This is a genomic window from Mesorhizobium sp. WSM4935 (assembly GCF_029625735.1).
In the GTDB taxonomy this organism is placed as follows: Bacteria; Pseudomonadota; Alphaproteobacteria; order Rhizobiales; family Rhizobiaceae; genus Mesorhizobium.
Genome location: NZ_JARTVR010000005.1, coordinates 270,092 through 287,806 on the forward strand (window position 1 = coordinate 270,092; position 17,715 = coordinate 287,806).

Annotated in this window: 18 protein-coding genes and 1 pseudogene; 10 read left to right on the forward strand and 9 right to left on the reverse strand. The window is 64.8% G+C overall.

Translation table 11 applies throughout. From position 1 onward, the window contains the following. Nucleotides 1-12: 12 nt before the first annotated feature. Nucleotides 13-2,310 (reverse strand): glycine--tRNA ligase subunit beta, encoded by a 2,298-nt coding sequence (gene glyS, locus P9273_RS15895; RefSeq protein ID WP_278049758.1) that lies wholly within the window; start codon nucleotides 2,308-2,310, stop codon nucleotides 13-15. Nucleotides 2,311-2,528: 218 nt separating this feature from the next. Between glyS and P9273_RS15900 the strand changes: the two genes are divergently transcribed. Further along, a complete protein-coding gene (locus tag P9273_RS15900; RefSeq protein WP_278049759.1) occupies nucleotides 2,529-2,708 on the forward strand; it encodes a hypothetical protein in 180 nt (59 codons plus the stop codon). On the opposite strand, the gene P9273_RS15905 is transcribed toward P9273_RS15900, so the two are convergent. From P9273_RS15905 to P9273_RS15930, 6 genes are all read right to left on the reverse strand, one after another. Then, nucleotides 2,705-3,625 carry a glycine--tRNA ligase subunit alpha gene (locus tag P9273_RS15905; RefSeq protein ID WP_278049782.1) on the reverse strand — a complete coding sequence of 307 codons (921 nt, stop codon included), beginning with the start codon at nucleotides 3,623-3,625 and terminating at the stop codon, nucleotides 2,705-2,707. The two genes, P9273_RS15900 and P9273_RS15905, sit on opposite strands and share 4 nt — an antisense overlap. A gap of 182 nt (nucleotides 3,626-3,807) precedes the next feature. Beyond that, nucleotides 3,808-5,583, reverse strand: coding sequence for a tetratricopeptide repeat protein (locus P9273_RS15910; protein WP_278049761.1), 1,776 nt, complete (start codon nucleotides 5,581-5,583; stop codon nucleotides 3,808-3,810). Between the two features lie 302 nt (nucleotides 5,584-5,885). After that, nucleotides 5,886-6,302 (reverse strand): DUF1284 domain-containing protein, encoded by a 417-nt coding sequence (locus P9273_RS15915; RefSeq protein WP_278049762.1) that lies wholly within the window; start codon nucleotides 6,300-6,302, stop codon nucleotides 5,886-5,888. Next, the gene (locus P9273_RS15920) at nucleotides 6,299-6,907 is read right to left on the reverse strand and encodes a biotin transporter BioY (protein WP_278049763.1); all 609 of its coding nucleotides are present in this window, start codon (nucleotides 6,905-6,907) and stop codon (nucleotides 6,299-6,301) included. The genes P9273_RS15915 and P9273_RS15920 overlap by 4 nt, the downstream gene beginning before the upstream one ends. Before the next feature lie 322 nt (nucleotides 6,908-7,229). Continuing rightward, nucleotides 7,230-7,895: a GntR family transcriptional regulator gene (locus P9273_RS15925; RefSeq protein WP_278049764.1), complete on the reverse strand. Its 666-nt coding sequence runs from the start codon at nucleotides 7,893-7,895 to the stop codon at nucleotides 7,230-7,232. 106 nt (nucleotides 7,896-8,001) lie between these two features. Then, nucleotides 8,002-9,015 (reverse strand): polyprenyl synthetase family protein, encoded by a 1,014-nt coding sequence (locus P9273_RS15930; RefSeq protein WP_041002510.1) that lies wholly within the window; start codon nucleotides 9,013-9,015, stop codon nucleotides 8,002-8,004. 268 nt (nucleotides 9,016-9,283) lie between these two features. On the opposite strand from P9273_RS15930, the gene P9273_RS15935 reads away from it, so the two are divergent. From P9273_RS15935 to P9273_RS15965, 7 genes are all read left to right on the forward strand, one after another. After that, a complete protein-coding gene (locus tag P9273_RS15935; protein WP_041002512.1) occupies nucleotides 9,284-9,508 on the forward strand; it encodes a putative signal transducing protein in 225 nt (74 codons plus the stop codon). Continuing rightward, entirely contained in the window at nucleotides 9,508-10,305 is a 798-nt protein-coding gene (locus P9273_RS15940) for a tRNA1(Val) (adenine(37)-N6)-methyltransferase (RefSeq protein WP_278049765.1), read from the forward strand. The genes P9273_RS15935 and P9273_RS15940 overlap by 1 nt, the downstream gene beginning before the upstream one ends. Before the next feature lie 128 nt (nucleotides 10,306-10,433). Further along, on the forward strand, nucleotides 10,434-11,291 hold the full coding sequence (locus P9273_RS15945; protein WP_278049766.1) for a S49 family peptidase: 858 nt from the start codon (nucleotides 10,434-10,436) through the stop codon (nucleotides 11,289-11,291). A gap of 82 nt (nucleotides 11,292-11,373) precedes the next feature. Then, entirely contained in the window at nucleotides 11,374-11,559 is a 186-nt protein-coding gene (locus tag P9273_RS15950) for a membrane protein (protein ID WP_041002518.1), read from the forward strand. Nucleotides 11,560-11,584: 25 nt separating this feature from the next. Continuing rightward, nucleotides 11,585-12,478: a 4-(cytidine 5'-diphospho)-2-C-methyl-D-erythritol kinase gene (locus P9273_RS15955; RefSeq protein WP_278049783.1), complete on the forward strand. Its 894-nt coding sequence runs from the start codon at nucleotides 11,585-11,587 to the stop codon at nucleotides 12,476-12,478. Then, nucleotides 12,465-13,022, forward strand: a complete 558-nt coding sequence (moaB, locus tag P9273_RS15960; protein WP_278049767.1) for a molybdenum cofactor biosynthesis protein B — start codon at nucleotides 12,465-12,467, stop codon at nucleotides 13,020-13,022. The genes P9273_RS15955 and moaB overlap by 14 nt, the downstream gene beginning before the upstream one ends. 118 nt (nucleotides 13,023-13,140) lie before the next feature. Next, nucleotides 13,141-13,566: a GFA family protein gene (locus P9273_RS15965; protein ID WP_278049768.1), complete on the forward strand. Its 426-nt coding sequence runs from the start codon at nucleotides 13,141-13,143 to the stop codon at nucleotides 13,564-13,566. Nucleotides 13,567-13,577: 11 nt separating this feature from the next. Here P9273_RS15965 and P9273_RS15970 read toward each other — a convergent pair whose 3' ends face one another. Together P9273_RS15970 and P9273_RS15975 are read right to left on the reverse strand one after the other, a co-directional pair. Beyond that, nucleotides 13,578-14,570, reverse strand: coding sequence for a hypothetical protein (locus P9273_RS15970; RefSeq protein WP_278049769.1), 993 nt, complete (start codon nucleotides 14,568-14,570; stop codon nucleotides 13,578-13,580). Nucleotides 14,571-14,752: 182 nt separating this feature from the next. After that, entirely contained in the window at nucleotides 14,753-15,256 is a 504-nt protein-coding gene (locus tag P9273_RS15975) for a glycosyltransferase (protein ID WP_278049770.1), read from the reverse strand. A gap of 148 nt (nucleotides 15,257-15,404) precedes the next feature. Between P9273_RS15975 and P9273_RS15980 the strand changes: the two genes are divergently transcribed. Further along, the gene (locus P9273_RS15980) at nucleotides 15,405-16,559 is read left to right on the forward strand and encodes a PA0069 family radical SAM protein (RefSeq protein ID WP_278049771.1); all 1,155 of its coding nucleotides are present in this window, start codon (nucleotides 15,405-15,407) and stop codon (nucleotides 16,557-16,559) included. A gap of 194 nt (nucleotides 16,560-16,753) precedes the next feature. After that, a pseudogene (locus P9273_RS15985) lies at nucleotides 16,754-17,446 on the forward strand (ribonuclease HII); the annotation flags it as partial. Nucleotides 17,447-17,715 lie beyond the last annotated feature (269 nt).

Here is a 17,715-nt window from a genome sequence, read left to right on the forward strand (position 1 = left end):
TTTCCTTCGCCGTCAGCCGACGATCTTTGAAAAATCCGCAACCTGATCGGTGGCGGCGCGGATGCGGGCGAGCAGCGCCAGGCGGTTGGCGCGCACTGCCTGGTCCTCATCATTCACGAGAACACCCTCAAAGAATGAATCAACCGGTTCACGCAATACGCTAAGCGCCAGCATGGCGGCGGAAAAATCTTCGTTTTGAATTGCTTGGCCGGCTTCCTTCTCAGCCTGATTCACCGCAGCAAAGAGCTTCTTTTCCCCTTCCTCGCGGAACCGCGCCGGCTCAACGGCCTCGGCGACCAGCGTTTTCTTCTTCTCCTCGGCGGCCAGGATGTTGGCGGCGCGCTTGGTTCCGGCAAGCAGGTTCTTGCCCTCGTCGGTGTCGAGCAAAGAGCCCAGCGCCTCGACGCGGCGCACGATCTGCAGGAGGTCGTCGTTCGGCGATTGGCCAATCTCCCCCCTTGTGGGGGAGATGCCCGGCAGGGCAGAGGGGGGCGCGACAGAATGAGAGGCCGGCGGGACAGCGCCCCCCTCTGTCGGCTTCGCCGACATCTCCCCCACAAGGAGGGAGATTGGGCGCGAGCCCGCTGACAGCACGGCATCGATCAAGTCGTGGCGTGCACCACTTTCACGCAGGTAGACTTTGAGGCGGTCGTGGAAGAAGGCGAGGAGATCCGACGACTGATCCGCGCCGCTCTTCAAATTCGCAAAGGCCTTGGCGAAAACTGACGTCAGCGCCAGACGGATACGGTTCTCGATGAGGATCCTGACCACGCCAAGCGCAGCGCGGCGCAGGGCGAACGGGTCCTTGCTGCCCGTGGGCTTTTCATCGATCGCCCAGAAGCCTGTCAGCGTGTCGAGCTTGTCGGCAAGCGCCACCGCGACCGAGACCGGATCGGTCGGCACGCGATCGGATGGGCCTTGCGGCTTGTAGTGCTCCTCGGCGGTTGCGGCCACGGATGCATGCTCGCCCTGCAGCAGCGCATATTTGCGGCCCATGGCGCCCTGCAATTCAGGGAACTCGCCGACCACCTCCGTCTGCAGGTCGGCCTTGGCGAGCACCGCCGCGCGGGTGACGAGCGCGTTGTCGGCGCCGACGACCGGGGCCAGCGCTTCCGCCAGCCGCTTGATGCGCTCCACGCGCTGCCCTTGCGTGCCGAGCTTGGCATGGAAGGTCACGTTCAGATGGTCGAGCCGCGCCATGCGCTGGTCGAGCGGCTTCTTCAGATCCAGGCCGAACTTCGCCGCCGATTCCGTGAGTTGGTCGAGGTCGGGCAAATCGCCCTGGTCGGTCTTCCAGAAATAGAGCGCGTCGGACAGGCGGGCGCGCACCACCTTGCCGTTGCCATAGGCGATTTCCTTGCCGCCGTCGGCCGCCTCGATGTTGGCGACCAGGATGAAGCGGTTCGACAGGTCCTCGCCCGCGCCCTGCGGCCGGGTGACGAAGCACTTCTGGTTGGCCCGGATGGTGAGGCGGATGACCTCGCCCGGAATGGTGAGGAAGTCCTGCTCGAACTCACCCATCAGCACGACCGGCCATTCGACCAGGCCGGAGACTTCCTCCAGCAGGCCCTCGTCCTCGACGAGATCCAGGCCGTTGGCGAAGGCGATGTTGCGGGCGTCGGCCAGGATGATCTCCTTGCGCCGGTCGGCGTCGAGCACGACCTTGGCCGCCTCGAGCTTCGCCACATAGTCGTCGAAGCGGCGCACGGTGATCGGGCCTGGCGCATGGAAGCGATGACCATAGGTAATGTTGCCGGCTCGGATGCCGTCGATCTCGAAATCGACCACCACCGGCTCCTCGGTTTCCGGGCCGAAGGTGCAGACGATCGACTGCAGCGGCCGCACCCAGCGCAGCGAGCCGGGTTTCGCCGAGGCCGGCCCCCAGCGCATCGATTTCGGCCAGGGGAAATTTCTGATGATGCCCGGCACCAGCTCGGCGATGATTTCCTCCGCCATCCGGCCCGGCTTGGAAATGTGGGCGACGTAGAAGTCGCCCTTCTTTGGGTCGGAATGGACATGGGCGTCGGCGATCGATGAAAGCCCGGCCTTGCGCAGGAAACCCTGCACGGCCTGCTCGGGCGCGGTGGTCGACGGCCCCTTGATCTCCTCGCGGATGTCCTTCGAGCGCGCCGTCAAGCCACGGATATCGAGAGCCAGGCGGCGCGGCGTCCAATATTCGCGCGCCGCCTCATAGGTGAGGCCCGCCTCGACCAGACCGTCGGTCAGCATCTTCCTGAGATCGCCGGCAGCCTTGCGCTGCATGCGTGCGGGGATTTCTTCCGAGCGGAGTTCTAAAAGCAGGTCAGGCATAGGGTCAGCTCATGCTGGCGAAGGGTCCGGCGCGGCATAGCAACTCGGCTCGCGCCTGTCACCCTGCCCGCCGATCGCAAATCAGACCCATATCGGGAAATTTTCAGGTCTTTGTCGGGACGAAGCGAGCCCAACCGTCTTAAAAGCAGACATCCCATGAACCAAAAGCGGCACTGAAGCGACCAACGCTCAGGCGGAGAACTATTGGCTGAACGACCATGAAGACGGTTTCGAGAATGCTGCAGATCCTGGCACTGAGCGCCTGCTTCACCGCCCAGATGCACGGCACATTCTCGATGCCGGGCGTGAGACAGGCACTGCGCACGATCGATGCCGCGACTGCCCAGGTAACGTTGCCGATTGCAGCCGCCGAGATCGCCAGCGTGACTTTGGGCTAAGCCGCCAGGCCGCCCGCCCGCGTCTTCAGGAACGCCTCCCCGCAAGCCTTGGCGAGGTTGCGTACGCGCAGAATGTAACTCTGCCGCTCGGTGACGGAAATCACGCCGCGGGCGTCGAGCAAATTGAACACATGGCTTGCCTTGATGCACTGGTCATAGGCCGGAAAGACCATGCGGTGCATCGCCAAATTGTCGCTGGGCTTCGGCGTGCCGGCATCGAGCAGCGCCTTGCACTCGGCCTCGGCGTCCTCGAAGTGTCTCAGCAGCATCGCGGTGTTGGCGAATTCGAAGTTGTGGCGCGAATATTCCTGCTCGGCCTGCAGGAAGACGTCGCCATAGGTGACCTTCTCGGCGCCTTCGCGGCCGTTGAAGTTCAGGTCGTAGACATTGTCAACGCCCTGCACATACATGGCGAGTCGTTCGAGACCGTAGGTCAACTCGCCCGCCACCGGCGCGCATTCGATGCCGCAGACCTGCTGGAAATAGGTGAACTGCGAGACTTCCATGCCGTCGCACCAGCATTCCCAGCCAAGCCCCCAGGCGCCGAGCGTCGGGCTTTCCCAGTCGTCCTCGACGAAGCGGATGTCGTGCAGCAGCGGGTCGACGCCGATCGCTTCCAGCGAGCCGAGATAGAGCTCCTGCAGGTTCGGCGGATTGGGCTTCAGGATTACCTGGTACTGATAATAATGCTGCAGGCGGTTGGGGTTCTCGCCGTAGCGGCCGTCCTTCGGCCGGCGCGAAGGCTGCACGTAAGCCGCATTCCAGCGCAGCGGACCGAGCGCCCGCAAGGTGGTGGCCGGATGGAAAGTGCCGGCGCCGACCTCCATGTCGTAGGGCTGCAGGATGAGGCAACCATAGTCTGCCCAGTAATTGTGCAAGGTCAGGATCAGCCCCTGGAAGGAGCGGCTGGGATGCATATGGGCGGGGATCTCGATGGTCACGGCGGCCTCGGAAAGCGCAGGATGACGCTTCCCTAGTTGCCGGGCCGGCAAGCGTCAAGGCGGTGGCTCGCGTCCGGCAAGGCGGAAAGCTTTGCAAATGTTCCGAAAACTGCCGCGGGGCCCCGAAGGGCCCCGCCAGAAACTCGATACTGCAACGCTCAGCCCTTCGGCGCGGGCGCCGGCACCGGCTTCACCTTCGGGGTTTCCTGCGCGGTGTTGGATTCGATCGGCGGCAGACCCTTGAGCAGCTTCTGCTGCAGGGCGGCCAGCACATCCGGGTCCGGCTTCAGGTCGCGCGCCTGGGTCCACTGATAGGTGGCTTCGAGCTTGCGGCCAACGCGCCAGTAGGCATCGCCGAGATGGTCGTTGAGGACCGGATCCTCCGGCTTCAGCGAGACGGCGCGCTCCATCTCGCGCACGGCGTCGTCGAAGCGGCCCATGCGGTAATAGGCCCAGCCCAGCGAATCGACGATGTAGCCGTCGTTCGGCCTGAGATCCACGGCCTTCTGGATCATCGCCAGGCCTTCCTTGAGGTTCATGTTCATGTCGACCCAGGAATAGCCGAGATAGTTCATGACCTGCGGCTGGTCCGGCTGCAGCTCCAGCGCCTTGCGGAAATTGGGTTCGGCCTTCGGCCATTCCTTCAGCCGCTCATAGGCGATGCCGCGCTGGTAGAAGATGTTCCAGTTGGCGGCGGTCGGCGTCTTCAGCTGCTCGACGGCCTTGTCGTAGAGATTGGCGGCCGAGCGGAAATCTTCCTTCGAGCCATAGACGCCGCCGAGCGCCAGATAGGCGCGCATGTCGTCCGGGTGCTTGTCGAGATAGGACTTGAGGTGGGAAATCGCCTCGTCGTGCTTGTCGAGATCGGCGAGGTTCAGGCCGAGCTGCAGGTCGGAAAGCTCCTTCAGCGGCGAGGATGCCGGAATGCGGCGGTAAAGCGCGATGGCGCCCTCGCCATCCTTGAGCTGCTCGGCGACCGCGGCAAGCTGCACCAGGGCCGCATCGCTGTCCGGCTTCAGCGCCAGCGCGTATTGCAGGTAAAGCCGCACGAAAGGCTCGCCGCCGCCGCGGTTGAGCGCGGTGGCAAGGTCGAGAAGGATTTCGGACGCGCCGTCGGCCGGGCCGGCCACCAGCGGCTCGATCTTTTCGCCCTTGGCGATGCGGTCGCGCAGCGTGGTGATCTCGAGCTTGCCCGGGGCGAAGGCCTCGGCCTGATTCAACACCGCCAGCGCCTTCGACTTGTCGCCCTTGCGGGCGAGGAACGAGGCATAGGCCTGGGCATTGCGCATCCAGGTTTCGGGCGCGGAGCCGCCGGCCGTGGTGTCGGCGAGCGTGGCGGCGTAGATCGCATCGGCCTTATCCTTCAGGCCGGCGGCGTCGGCGATCAGCGCGCGGTGGAACGATTTGAACAGGCCGAACCAGTCCGGCCCCTTGAGCTTGTCGATGGACTCCATGGCCTCGGAGGCGTTGCCGGCGCCCTCCTTTGCCCAGCCATCCATGACGCCGGAAAGCAGCCGGTCGAGATCGGATTCGAGCGAGAGCTTCAGCCAATACTGCGCCTTGGCATAATCCTTCTTGTGGAAGGAATCGATGGCGAGCGCCAGACGCGAGAAGCGCTCGACATCCGGCACTTCCTTCAGCTTGTCGGCATAGACCAGCGATTCCTCGAAGCGGCCTTGCGCGACGAGAGCCAGCATCAGGCTCTGCTGCAGGTCTTTGTCGTTCGGCGCAAAGGCCAGCGCCTGCTTGTAATAGGCGATCGCGTCGTCGAGATCGTTGTCGCTTTCGGCGATATGGGCTGCAAGATAGGCGCCCGAGAACGACGTGATCTGCAGCGGTTGGGCATCTTCCTTGGCCTGGACCGGCAGCACCCAAAGCGCCACACCGGTCAAAAATGCCAGCCTCGTCAGCCAGCGCGCACGTCCTTGCCGCATCGTATCCCTTTCAGCCAGACGCGATCCCCCTTGGCGGACCGCCCACAGACTCGATCTTTTCCGGTCAAAGCATGGCCTTTTTGGGGTCGAGCTTCAATCGCCGAGCGAATCACAATGCAATCATCCGGCTTAAAAAACGATGCGGGGCCGCCGAAAACATCCCGCGCGGAGGTCCGGGACGCCGACATGTGGTACCTGGTTGCCTGGATCAGGATGCGTTCCGTTGAACGTCACCCTGATCTCGCTCCTTGTTGGAGCATACTCTTTTCCGAAAACCGGGTCCCGCTATTCGGGATCATGCTCTAAAGACGCGTATCGCCGAACCCGCCGGCGGCAACCGCGTCGCAGAGGCCGGACCACTCACAGCCGGAGCATGCCTGGCGCGTCAGGCCGGCGGAAAAAGCCTCCCGCATCCCAGCCAAGCTGGAGGCATCCAGCACGAACCGGTCTCCAGCCCGGATCGGCCGGTTGAGGAAAGCGCCCACGTCACGCGCAGCGAGCCGGTCCCGCTCGGCGGCGCTTTCGCGCAGGCAATGCGGCTCGGGTTCGTCGAGCAGCGGGGCGCAGATGTCGTCCGGACCGGAAACGATCAAAACCCCCTCGCCCTCGCCCAGCCGCTTCACCACCTGGTCGTAGTTGGCGGTGAAGGCCGGCGAATAGCCCTTGCCGACATAGGTCAGCAGGCAAAGCAGATGATGGGCGCGCAGCCTGACGGTCATCGCGTCCCGGACGAGCGCTCGCGCGGTTCCGCCCGATCGGTGGAAAAGAGCTTCAGCGTCGCCGCCCCCAGCGCCGACTTGAGCAAGCCGCCGACGATAAAGGGCAGGAAGCCGAAGGTGATCGCCTTCTCCGTGCCGATCATGACGGCAAGCCAGGCGGTGCCGAGAACCAGGCAAAGCAGGTTGCCGATGAGCATGGCGGCAAAGGCAAGCATGACGTGGTTGCCGTTCCAGCCGCGCTCGGCCAGCCAGCCGACGACGGCGCCGACGACCGGGAAAGCGAAGAGATAGCCGCCGGTCGGACCGACGAAATGTTGTATCCCGGCCGCTCCGCCCGCCAGCACCGGAAACCCTGCCGCGCCTTCGACCAGCCAGGCGGCGATGGTGAGCGCGCCGAAGCGCCAGCCATAGAGCGCGCCGACCAACGTAACGGCGAAGGTCTGCATCGTCACCGGAACCGGCACCATCGGCACCTCGATATAGGACGACAGCGCGAGGAATAGCGAACCGAGGATCACGGCGCCGATCTGCCAAGCGAGCGAACGGTTTTGCAGCCGCAACGGGCTGAAGGAGGATTTGCGGGTCGAAATGGCTGCGTTGGTCACGGTGTCTTCCCTGGTTGGACTGAAATTATAGATAATTTCTTTATTCGATCTATTATCGAATCCACATTTTGAAACGGTTGGCAAGCCCGCAGGTTCGTCATCCTAGGGCGAAGCGGCCGCGAAGCGGCCTCGCATAGACCCTAGGATCCATGCCGTGACCTTGGCCGAATGGCAAGCGGGGCAGAACAGAGGTCGTTCTGCACCGCTGCAAGGCTTCGACGTAACGGCATGGATTCCAGAGTCTGCGCGCGTCGCTTCGCTCCTTGCTCCGCCCTGGAATGACGAGGTTGAGATGCCTCGGCCAGTTGCCAATCGCCGATCATCACCCCACGATGGCGAACGCCTCGCGCGTCTTGCCAGAAGCGGTCTTGACCGGTTTCTGGCCGATCCATTGCACGTGGCGGCCGAGCGTGGCGGCAGCCGATTCGGTGTTGCCTTGCCGAAGCGCGCTCAGGATCGCGCGGTGATCCTGGTCCGTGCGGGTTTCCCATTCGGAACGCCAGGCCGCGAACAGGAAACGCGCGCTCGCGGCATGCAGGTCGTCGATGGTGGAAAGCAGGCGCGGCATGTTGCAAGGCGCCAGGATCAGCCGGTGGAAGGTGCGATTGGCCTCTTCCCAGGAACGAACGTCGCGGGATTTGTCGCCGGCCTTGGTCGCCTCCTCGGCCCGGTCGAGGATCGACGCCGTCAGATGCGGGGCGGCATGGCGCAGCGCCAGCACTTCGAGCGCCGCCCGCATCTCGGCCACCTCCCTGACCTCGCCGAGATCGAAAGAGGCGACGCGCACGCCACGGCGCGGTTCGCTGATCGCCAGGCCTTGCGCCTCCAGGCGCCGGAAGGCTTCGCGCACCGGGACATGGCTGGTGTTGAATTCCTCGGCGACATGATCCTGGCGCAGCCGCGAGCCGGGCTCGATCGCGCCCGAAATGATGCGGTCCGCCAGTTCCTTGCTGATGCGGACAGCGATCGTGTCTTCTGTGCTGGCCATATTTTATAGATAATTTGCCGGGCCGCCTCTTGTCGAGACGGCCGGCGCGGGATTCACAGACGCCCTGCCCGGCGGATGCCAGGCAGGCGCCTGCAAGGCAGTCAGCTCAGTTGACGCGGCTGATGCAGAAATCGATGACGTCGATCAGCGCCGACTTCTGCGGCGTCGCCTCCAGCGGCGCCAGCGCATCGCGGGCGATCTCGCCGAAATGGCGGGCGCGGCTGATCGTGTCGGCGATGGCGCCGTGGCGGGCCATCAGGCCGATCGCCTTTTCGAGCCCGGCGTCGTCGGTGACGTTTTCCTCGATGGCGCGCTTCCAGAAGCTGCGCTCGGCCTTGGTGCCGCGCCGGTAGGCGAGGATCACCGGCAGCGTCACCTTGCCCTCGCGGAAATCGTCGCCGACATTCTTGCCGAGATCCTTGCTGGAGCCGCCGTAATCCAACGCATCGTCGATGAGTTGGAAGGCGAGGCCAAGATTCATGCCGTAGGAGCGAAGTGCGGCGCGATCGGTGCGCGAGGCCTGGGCGATCACCGGCCCCACTTCGGCCGCGGCCGAGAACAGCGCCGCGGTCTTGGCCTTGATGACGGCGAAATGCTCGTCCTCCGTGGTGTCGAGGTTCTTGGCAGCCGCAAGCTGCATAACCTCGCCCTCGGCGATGATGGAGGCGGCGCTCGACAGGATGTCGAGGGCTTCCAGCGAGCCGACCTCGACCATCATACGGAAAGCCTGGCCGAGCAGGAAATCGCCGACCAGCACGCTCGCCTGGTTGCCCCAGATCATGCGCGCCGTCTTCTTGCCGCGGCGGAGCGCGCTCTCGTCGACCACGTCGTCGTGGAGAAGCGTCGCGGTATGCATGAACTCGACGGCGGTCGCGAGCTTGACATGGCCTTCGCCGGAATAGCCGAACATCTGCGCGGCGGCGAGGGTCAGCATGGGCCTGAGCCGCTTGCCGCCGGAGGAGATCAGGTGGTTGGCGATCTCCGGGATCATCTCGACGTCGGAGCCGGCCTTGGACAGGATCAGCTCGTTGACGCGCCCCATGTCGGCGGCGGTCAGATCGATCAGATCCTTGATGGAAGCGGGTTCCCGCTTGCCTTCGATGTTGAGAACGACACCCACCACGACAACTCCCGTCAATTTGACGCGTACGACGGCACCTTAAAACGCCTCGCACTGAAACGAATTCAGGCGACACGCTTCCAGTCATTGTTTTGATGCACGTCGTTGTCCCAGAACCGCTGCGCAGTTCTGGGCGACATGCACTAGTCCCGCGTCGACTCTAGGTCGGCACAACCGGGCACGGCAAGAGGCGAATTGGCGCGGCTCTACCTTCGCGTGTTTGGCCCCCGACGTTTACAGGAACGCCGCAACCTGCGATTTTCGTTCCATGATCGAGCTTGTCCGCACCAATGACGCTGTCGTCATCTCCTTTGTCGAATCGCTGATGCGCGACGCCGGCATCGCCTGTTTCGTCGCCGACCAGAATATGAGCGTGCTCGACGGTTCGCTCGGCATCCTGCCCCGGCGCGTGATGGTCGATGCCGAGAAGATCGACGCCGCGCGCCGCATCCTCAAGGATGCCGGCATCGAGAACGAGATCCGCAAAAAGTAATGGCAACCAGCACCGTTCCCGTCCCGGATACGCCGGCGCACACGGTCGACGCCTTCCATCGCGGACGCTTCTGGCTGGTGCAGCCGAGCCGCGGCGGTCACCGCGCCGGCATGGATGCCATGATGCTGGCGGCCGCCGTGCCGTCCGGCTTTTCCGGCCGGCTCGCCGATTTCGGCGCCGGCGCCGGCGCGGCCGCCCTCGCCGTGCTGTCGCGCTGTCCGGCGGCGCGGGCCGTGCTGGTCGAGCGCTCGGCCGAAATGGCGGGGTTCGCCGCCGCCACGCTTTCGCATCCGGGCAACGCGCATCTCGGCGACCGCGCCTCGGTGCTGACGGCCGACGTGACGCAGACCGGCCGGGCGCGAGCGGAAGCCGGGCTTGCCGACAATTCCTTCGACTTCGTCATCATGAACCCGCCTTTCAACGCGGCCGAGGACCGCTCGACGCCCGACGCGCTGCGCCGGCAGGCACATGTGACCGAGGACGAGCTGTTCGAGCGCTGGATCAGGAGCGGCGCCGCCGTCGTCAGGCCGCGTGGGGGTCTGGCCGTCATCGCGCGGCCCGAGCAACTGGTCGCCATCCTCGATGCGATCGAAGGGCGCTTCGGCGATGCCGAGGTGCTGTGCGTGCATCCGCGTCCGGACGCGGCGGCGATCCGCATCGTCGTCAGGGCCGCGCTCGGGGCGCGCGGGAAATTGTCCATCCGCCCGCCGCTCACCTTGCACGGACCGTCCGGCAACGCGCCGACGGCGCGGACGGAAATGATCAACAACGGCCTGGCGTCGCTGTTCGGCGATTGATCCGGGGCGCGCGATGCGGCATTGCCGTTGGACGGCGAATTCCTACATGCCAAAGCAAGATGAGGTCGCGCCTACCGACTTAACTGATCTCATCTTGCTCCTTTGTATTCCACCGGAGACACCCGTTCGTGAAACGCCTCTTCAACCGCCTGCTGCCGAAATCCTGGCGCTCGACAGTCGTCACCATTCCGGTCATCCGGCTGCAAGGCGCCATCATGGCCGGCGGCGGCCAGTTCCGGCCGAGCCTGTCGCTCGCCTCGACGGCCGGCGTCATCGAAAAGGCGTTCGGCTTCGATGCGCCGGCAGTTGCCATCTCGATCAACTCGCCGGGCGGCTCGCCGGTGCAGTCGCGCCTGATCTTCAAACGCATCCGCGACCTTGCCACGGAAAAGAACAAGAAGGTGCTGGTCTTCATCGAGGACGTGGCGGCCTCGGGCGGCTACATGATCGCGGTCGCCGGCGACGAGATCTTCGCCGACCCCTCATCGATCGTCGGCTCGATCGGCGTGGTCTCCGCCTCCTTCGGTTTTCCTGAGCTGATGAAGAAGATCGGCATCGAGCGGCGCGTCCACACCGCCGGCCAGAACAAGGCCGTGCTCGATCCGTTCAAGCCCGAGAAGAAGGAGGACGTGGAGCGGCTGAAGGCGCTGCAGCTCGAAGTGCACGAGACCTTCATCGAGCTCGTCAAGGAACGGCGCGGCAGCAAGCTCAAGGACGACCCGGACCTGTTCACCGGCCTGTTCTGGACCGCCAAGCGGGGCCTCGAGCTCGGCCTTGTCGATGCGCTGGGCGATATGCGCAGCGTGCTCAAGACCCGCTTCGGCGACAAGACGCAGCTCAAGCTGATCACCGCGCCGCGCGGTTTGTTTGGCCGTTTCGGCCTGTTCGGCTCGCGCTTCTCGGCGCCCGATATCGCCGCTGCCGCCGCAAACGGCGTGCTCGATGCGGCGGAAGAGCGCGCGTTGTGGGCACGCTTCGGGCTTTGAAAAAGCCATGATTGCGTCTAGCATGGCCGCTTGACCGACCCATCCGGCCGGCCTTGCCGCGAGACCGCGGGAGGAGTTTGAGATGCCGCAGATCATTTTCTTCATTGTTATCGGCGCCGCCGCTTACTTCGGCTACCGCGCTTTCGTGCGCGAGGCCGAACGCGTGACAGCCAAGATCCGGCGCACCGAGAAGCAGGCGGCGAACGGCACGATGGGAACGCTGGTCAAGGATCCGAAGACCGGCGAATATCGTCTGGCCAAGGACTGAAGCCATCTCGCCAGCAGCCGACATTCTGGAGCCCGGCACAGAAGTCCGGACATGGCTTGCGCCGGCCAAGATCAATCTGGCGCTGCATGTCACCGGACGGCGCGCCGACGGCTACCATCTCATCGACAGCCTTGCCGTTTTCGCCCGCTTCGGCGACCGGCTCGAGATCGGGCCGGCCGAGCATGACGAATTCTCCGTATCCGGCCGTTATGCCGCCGGTTTGCCGCTCGACGACGGCAATCTGGTGGTCAGAGCCCGCGATGCCTTGCGGCGGGAGGCTGGCGCGCGTCATGCGCCGCCCGTCGCCATCAGGCTGGAGAAGAACCTGCCGATCGCGTCTGGCGTCGGCGGCGGCTCCAGCGACGCGGCGGCCGCGCTCAACGGCTTGGCGCGGCTCTGGAAGCTCGATATCGACGACAATTCCTTGGCGCGGATCGGGCTTTCGCTCGGCGCCGATCTGCCGATGTGCCTGAAGTCAAAGCCGCTGATCGCACGCGGCATCGGCGATGACGTGTCGCCGCTCTCCGCATTTCCGGCACTCGGCCTCGTCCTGGTCAATCCGGGCGTCGCCGTCGCGACGCCGGACGTGTTCAAGGCGCTGTCTAGCCGCGACAACGAGATACTGCCGCCGCTGCCGAAACGCCTCCACTTTCACGCCGTCCGCAACTGGCTGGAGACGACGCGCAACGATCTGGAAGCTGCCGCCCGTTCGATCGAACCTGCGATCGGCGAGGCGCTCAAGGCGCTCAAACGCGCCGACGCCGCGTTCGCGCGCATGTCGGGCTCCGGCGCCACCTGCTTCGGCCTGTTCGAGACCGGCAATGTCGCCAAGCGCGCGGCGATCGCGATCCGTGCCCGCCATCCCGACTGGTTCGTCGCCGCGACGCGCAGCATGGAGGTGGGCGATGGCGAAGCTTGACGAGAGCCGACCCTTCATCCCGGTGCGCATCGCGGTGCTGACCGTCTCCGACACGCGCAGCCTTGCCGACGACAAGTCCGGCCAGATGTTGGCTGACCGCATCACGGACGCCGGCCATGTGCTTGCCGCGCGCGATATCGTGACCGACGACCGCGACAAGATACGCGACAAGGTGCTCGGCTGGTCGAAGGACGAAGGTATCGACGTCGTCATCACCACCGGAGGCACCGGCTTCACCGGCCGCGACGTGACGCCGGAGGCGCTGGAGCCGATCTTCGAAAAACGGATGGACGGCTTTTCGGAAGTCTTCCATCGCATCTCCTACGACAAGATCGGCACCTCGACGATCCAGAGCCGGGCGACCGGCGGCGTCGTCAACGCCACCTTCGTCTTCGTGCTGCCGGGCTCTCCTGGCGCCTGCAAGGACGCCTGGGACGGCATCATCAAGGCGCAGCTCGACTACCGGCACATGCCCTGCAACTTCGTCGAGATCATGCCGCGGCTGGACGAGCATCTTCGGCGCGGCGGCAAGCCGGCCTCGTAACCGCAGGCATAGCCCCCAACCGGCTTCCGGTTCGCAGGCGGGAATGGCACTGGCGCCTGCGAGCAGCCATTTCGAGGGCGGCAAAGTACCTTGTGCTGCGAACAAGGGAGGATCCGCCATGACCGTTCACAGCGGCGGCTGCCATTGCGGCAATATCCGCCTGAGCTTCTCCACCGCGCTCGATCCGGCCGCGCTGGAAATCCGCGCCTGCCAATGCTCGTTCTGCACCCGGCATGGCTCGCGCGCGGCCGCCGATCCGAACGGCAGGCTGGTGGTTTCGGTCGCGGACAGGGGGCGCCTGCAGGTCTACCGCTTCGGCCTGCGCACCGCCGACTATCTCGTCTGCCATGACTGCGGCGTCTATGTCGCCGCCGTTGCCGGACAGGGTGACGACGCCACGGCGGTGGTCGTCGTCAACGCGCTCGACGATCGCGAGTTGTTCTCGCGCGAGCCCGTCGCGGTCTGGTTCGACACCGAGACGCGCGAGCAGCGTCTGGCCAGGCGCCGCAGCGCCTGGATGCCGGTCGAGATCAGGGATCTCTGACCGGCACAAGTCTAGCGAATGACCGGCTCGCCATGAAACCGGCGCCGCGACGGCTTGGAGACGCCGAAGCCGACTTCCATCATCAGGCGGGGCGTGTGCGCGGGTACGGTGCCCATGTGGAACCCGAACGGATCCTCGACGAAACCGAGACCCGCCTCGCCCGTCAGCATGACGGGGCTTTGCTGGCCATAGACATCCAGCACCTCTTCGGCCGGGTGGCCGACCAGAAGCGTCAGCTGATGTTTGAGCACACGGCGCTTGTGGCTGCCACGGACATAGACATGGGGGCCGGTGCCTTCGTCGACCGGCACCAAATAGAAGAAGAACTTCAGCATCCGCCAGTCGTCGAGATCGAAATGGTACTTGCCCAACGAGGCGAGGTTCTTGTCGGCATCGGACACCTTGCCAGTCGGAAAACTCCACCACACGCGCGTGGTGATCAGCTTGGCCTGGCCGCCGAGATAGTGCCGGGCGATGTCGAGCAGCAGCGGGTCCTTCTGGATAGCAAGAGCTGCCGGGCAATCCAGGATGCGCTCGAAATAATGGCCGCTGAGCAGCGAGCGGCCGAAGCGCTTCTCGGCCTCGGCATGGTCGCCCGGCATGAATTCAAGGCGGCGGTCGAAATTGCCGAAGCAAGGTGTACGCTGCGCGAAGGCGGCGATTTCCTGATGGATCGCGGAGGGCAGCATCAAGCCCGAAAACAGGCCTTCGGCGCGCAAAGCCTCGACCGCCGCCGCACGGTCGGTGCCGACGAACATCGTCTCTGCCGCATTGTCGAGAGGGCGGGCTCGTTTGGCGCCCAGCCAGTGCATGCGGCGCCCTGGCATGGTTCGCGCCAAAACGAACATCGGCAGCCAGGCCGGGTTTTCGCGAAGATCCTTCATGTAGGTCGGGATGCGCACCGCAATGCGCCTGAACAAACTGCCGCTGCGGGCAATGGCTTCCAGACTGGTTGCGACTTCCAGACTGGTTGCGCCAGACTTGTCGGGGGTGGAAGAGTCCATCGGATCCTCGCATCCGCGGCGTCCGCCATCGGCCGCCTACCGCTTCGAACTTGCCCAATCCCCAATGCCCCATATTAAGGAATGCTAATCCGGTGTTGAATTTTGTGCAACGCACAAAAGATCGATGTGGTGAATTTTACCGGATCTGCCCTTCGCACCTGGGAAGAAAGCCGTTGCCGGCCTCACTTCGGCGGCGCCACCCAGATTTCGGCGTTTAACCGCCTGGTCGCCAGGCCGCGCGCCAGGGCTTCGGCGCTGCGCGCGCTCTTTGCCAGAGCCAAAGCCTGCCGCTTGCTGATGACGAGACCTTCGGCCAGCGCACGATTGCCTGAAAAGATGCGAGCCAGGAAAGGCGCGCGATCGGCGCGGGCGCGCGAAAATCGCGCCGGCATGGTCTGTCTCGCCGTATGGGCGACGACCTCGTCGATCCAGCCCTCGGCGAGCCGAGCGCCGGGTTCCAGCAACAGCAGCCAATCGCCCTTGGCCTGGCCGATGCCCACGGCGATCCCGCCGGTCACATGATGGCAGCCGGCATGCTCGGCCACCCGATGCGTCTGGTCGGTCGAGCCTTGATCGCAGACGATCACGTCGCGCACCACCCCTTCGACCGCGGCGCCGACCAGCGAGGCGAGCGTACGGGCGAGCCCCTCCTCGTCGTTCTTGGTTTCGATGACAACGCTGAGCATTTTTAGCCGAATAGCGGAAAGCGCGGCGATGCGCCAGTTGCGCGTTCCAGCGAAAAAGTTCTTGCTTTGTTCTCATCGGCAAAATAGGAATAGTTTCATGAACAGAGCGATTCGAAAGCCTGCCGACAGTCCTTGGGAGAGGGCGAAAATGGAACAGATCGTGCGCGCCGACATTGCCGCTTTCGGAGCAGGAAGAGCCGAGATGGCGAACGCGATGATCGAGCAGAGTGGCATGCGCGTGCGGCCCGACCGGAATCGCGGCCGCTCGGCCGGCATCAACCCGTCCGGCCGGTTCGAGCCGGTCAGCCGGCATGTGTTCGACGACGGCTGGAACTCGCTGGAGGAGCTGCCGCCGTTCAAGACGGAAGTGCAGGTCGAAAAGCCGCGCACCATCATCACGCGCAACGAGTCGCCCGACATTTCCTTCGACCGTTCGATCAATCCCTATCGCGGCTGCGAGCATGGCTGCGTCTATTGCTTTGCCCGGCCGACGCATGCCTTCATGGGCCTGTCGCCGGGGCTCGATTTCGAATCGAAGCTGTTCGCCAAGCCGGATGCGGCGCGCATGCTGGACCGGGAATTGTCGAAGCCGGGCTATCAGCCGCGCACGATTGCCATCGGCACCAACACCGATCCCTACCAGCCGATCGAGAAGCAATACCGGATCATGCGCGAGATTCTGGAAGTGCTCGAGGCGCGCGGCCATCCGGTCGGCATCGTCACGAAGTCGGCGCTGGTCACGCGCGACATCGACATTCTTTCGCGCATGGCCGAGCGCGGTCTTGCCAAGGTGGCGCTGTCGGTGACGACGATGGACCGGATGCTGGCGAGAACCATGGAGCCGCGCGCGTCGACGCCGACGAAGCGGCTGGAGGCGATCAGGCAGCTTTCGGATGCCGGCATTCCGGCATCGGTGATGGTGGCGCCGATCATCCCCGGTCTCAACGATCCGGAGATGGAGCGCATCCTCGATTCGGCCAGGGCCGCCGGCGCGCGTGAGGCCGGCTACGTCATCCTGCGCCTGCCGCTCGAGGTGGCGCCGATCTTCAAGGACTGGCTGTTGCGGCATTATCCGGACCGCTACCGGCATGTGATGTCGCTGATCCGGTCGATGCGCGACGGCAAGGATTACGATTCGGAATGGGGCAAGCGCATGAAGGGCGCCGGTCCCTATGCCTGGCAGATCGGCCGGCGATTCGAGATCGCCGCCAAGCGGCTCCGCCTCAATGTCGAGCGACGACAGCTTCGCACCGACCAATTCGTCGCAGGTTCCGGCGCCGGCGAGCAGCTGATGCTGCTTTGACGCCAGCACCGGCCATGACGGCCGGCGTTAAGCAATTCCAGGCAAAGCGAATTTCCGTCTGGAATTGCGATTTGTTTCGAAATTCCGTCCGGCCCTTGTCCCCCGGCCGTGAGACGGTGCCTTCCCGGTCCGACGCCCCATCCGACCCGGAAGGACTTGCGGAGAATCGGAGCCGATGCGAACCTCGCCGCACCATGGCTCGCCCGCGTTCCGATTCTCCGCTTCTCTTTGAAATGGTCGAGAAGCCCGACTTCTCGATCGAGACCAAGGCGATGGCCGACGGGCTGTGGCCGGTCGCCGGCATGGACGAGGCAGGCCGCGGTCCGCTGGCGGGTCCGGTGGTGGCCGCCGCGGTGGTGCTCAATCCCGCCAATATTCCGGAAGGCCTCGACGATTCCAAACGCCTCACCCATTTGCAGCGCGAGGCGCTGTTCCTCAAGATCCTCGGCTCGGCGCTGAGTGTCTCGATGGCCTCGATCAGCGCCGAAGGCATCGACAACAGCAACATCCTGAAGGCAAGCCTCGAAGCGATGCGCCGTGCCGCCGCGGGCCTCTCGCTGCAACCGAAGCTCGCCCTGGCCGACGGCCGCGACGTTCCCCCTGGTCTCGCCTGCGAAGGCCGGGCGCTCATCAAAGGCGACCAGCGCTCGCAATCGATCGCCGCCGCGTCGATCGTCGCCAAGGTGATGCGCGACCGCATGATGTGCGGCTGCGGTGGACATCACGAGCATTACGGCTTCGAGGTGCATATGGGCTATGCGACGGTCCGGCACCGTACCGCGATCGAGACGCATGGGCCGGTGGCAAGGCTGCACCGGGCCTCCTTCGCGCCTTTCAGGCTGGGTGGCGTTGAGGTGGTTGAGGAAGAGACCCTCGTCGGACTGGAGCAAGGCGCCGGCGACGGGACGGGAAATTTCCCCCTTGTGGGGGAGACGTCCGACAGGACAGAGGAGGCGCTGTCCCGCCGGCTTAACAGGGCTTGGGTTCCTCGCCCCGCCAAAGGCGGGGAGAGGTGGCCGCGAAGCGGACGGAGAGGGGCTTCGTAGGGCGCTCCCCTCTCCGTCTCGGCTTCGCCGAGCCACCTTGTATCTCCACGAGAGAGATTTCGTGGGATTGAAGCGATTGAGCCAAGATCCGGCTGGCCAGCCGGATCTTG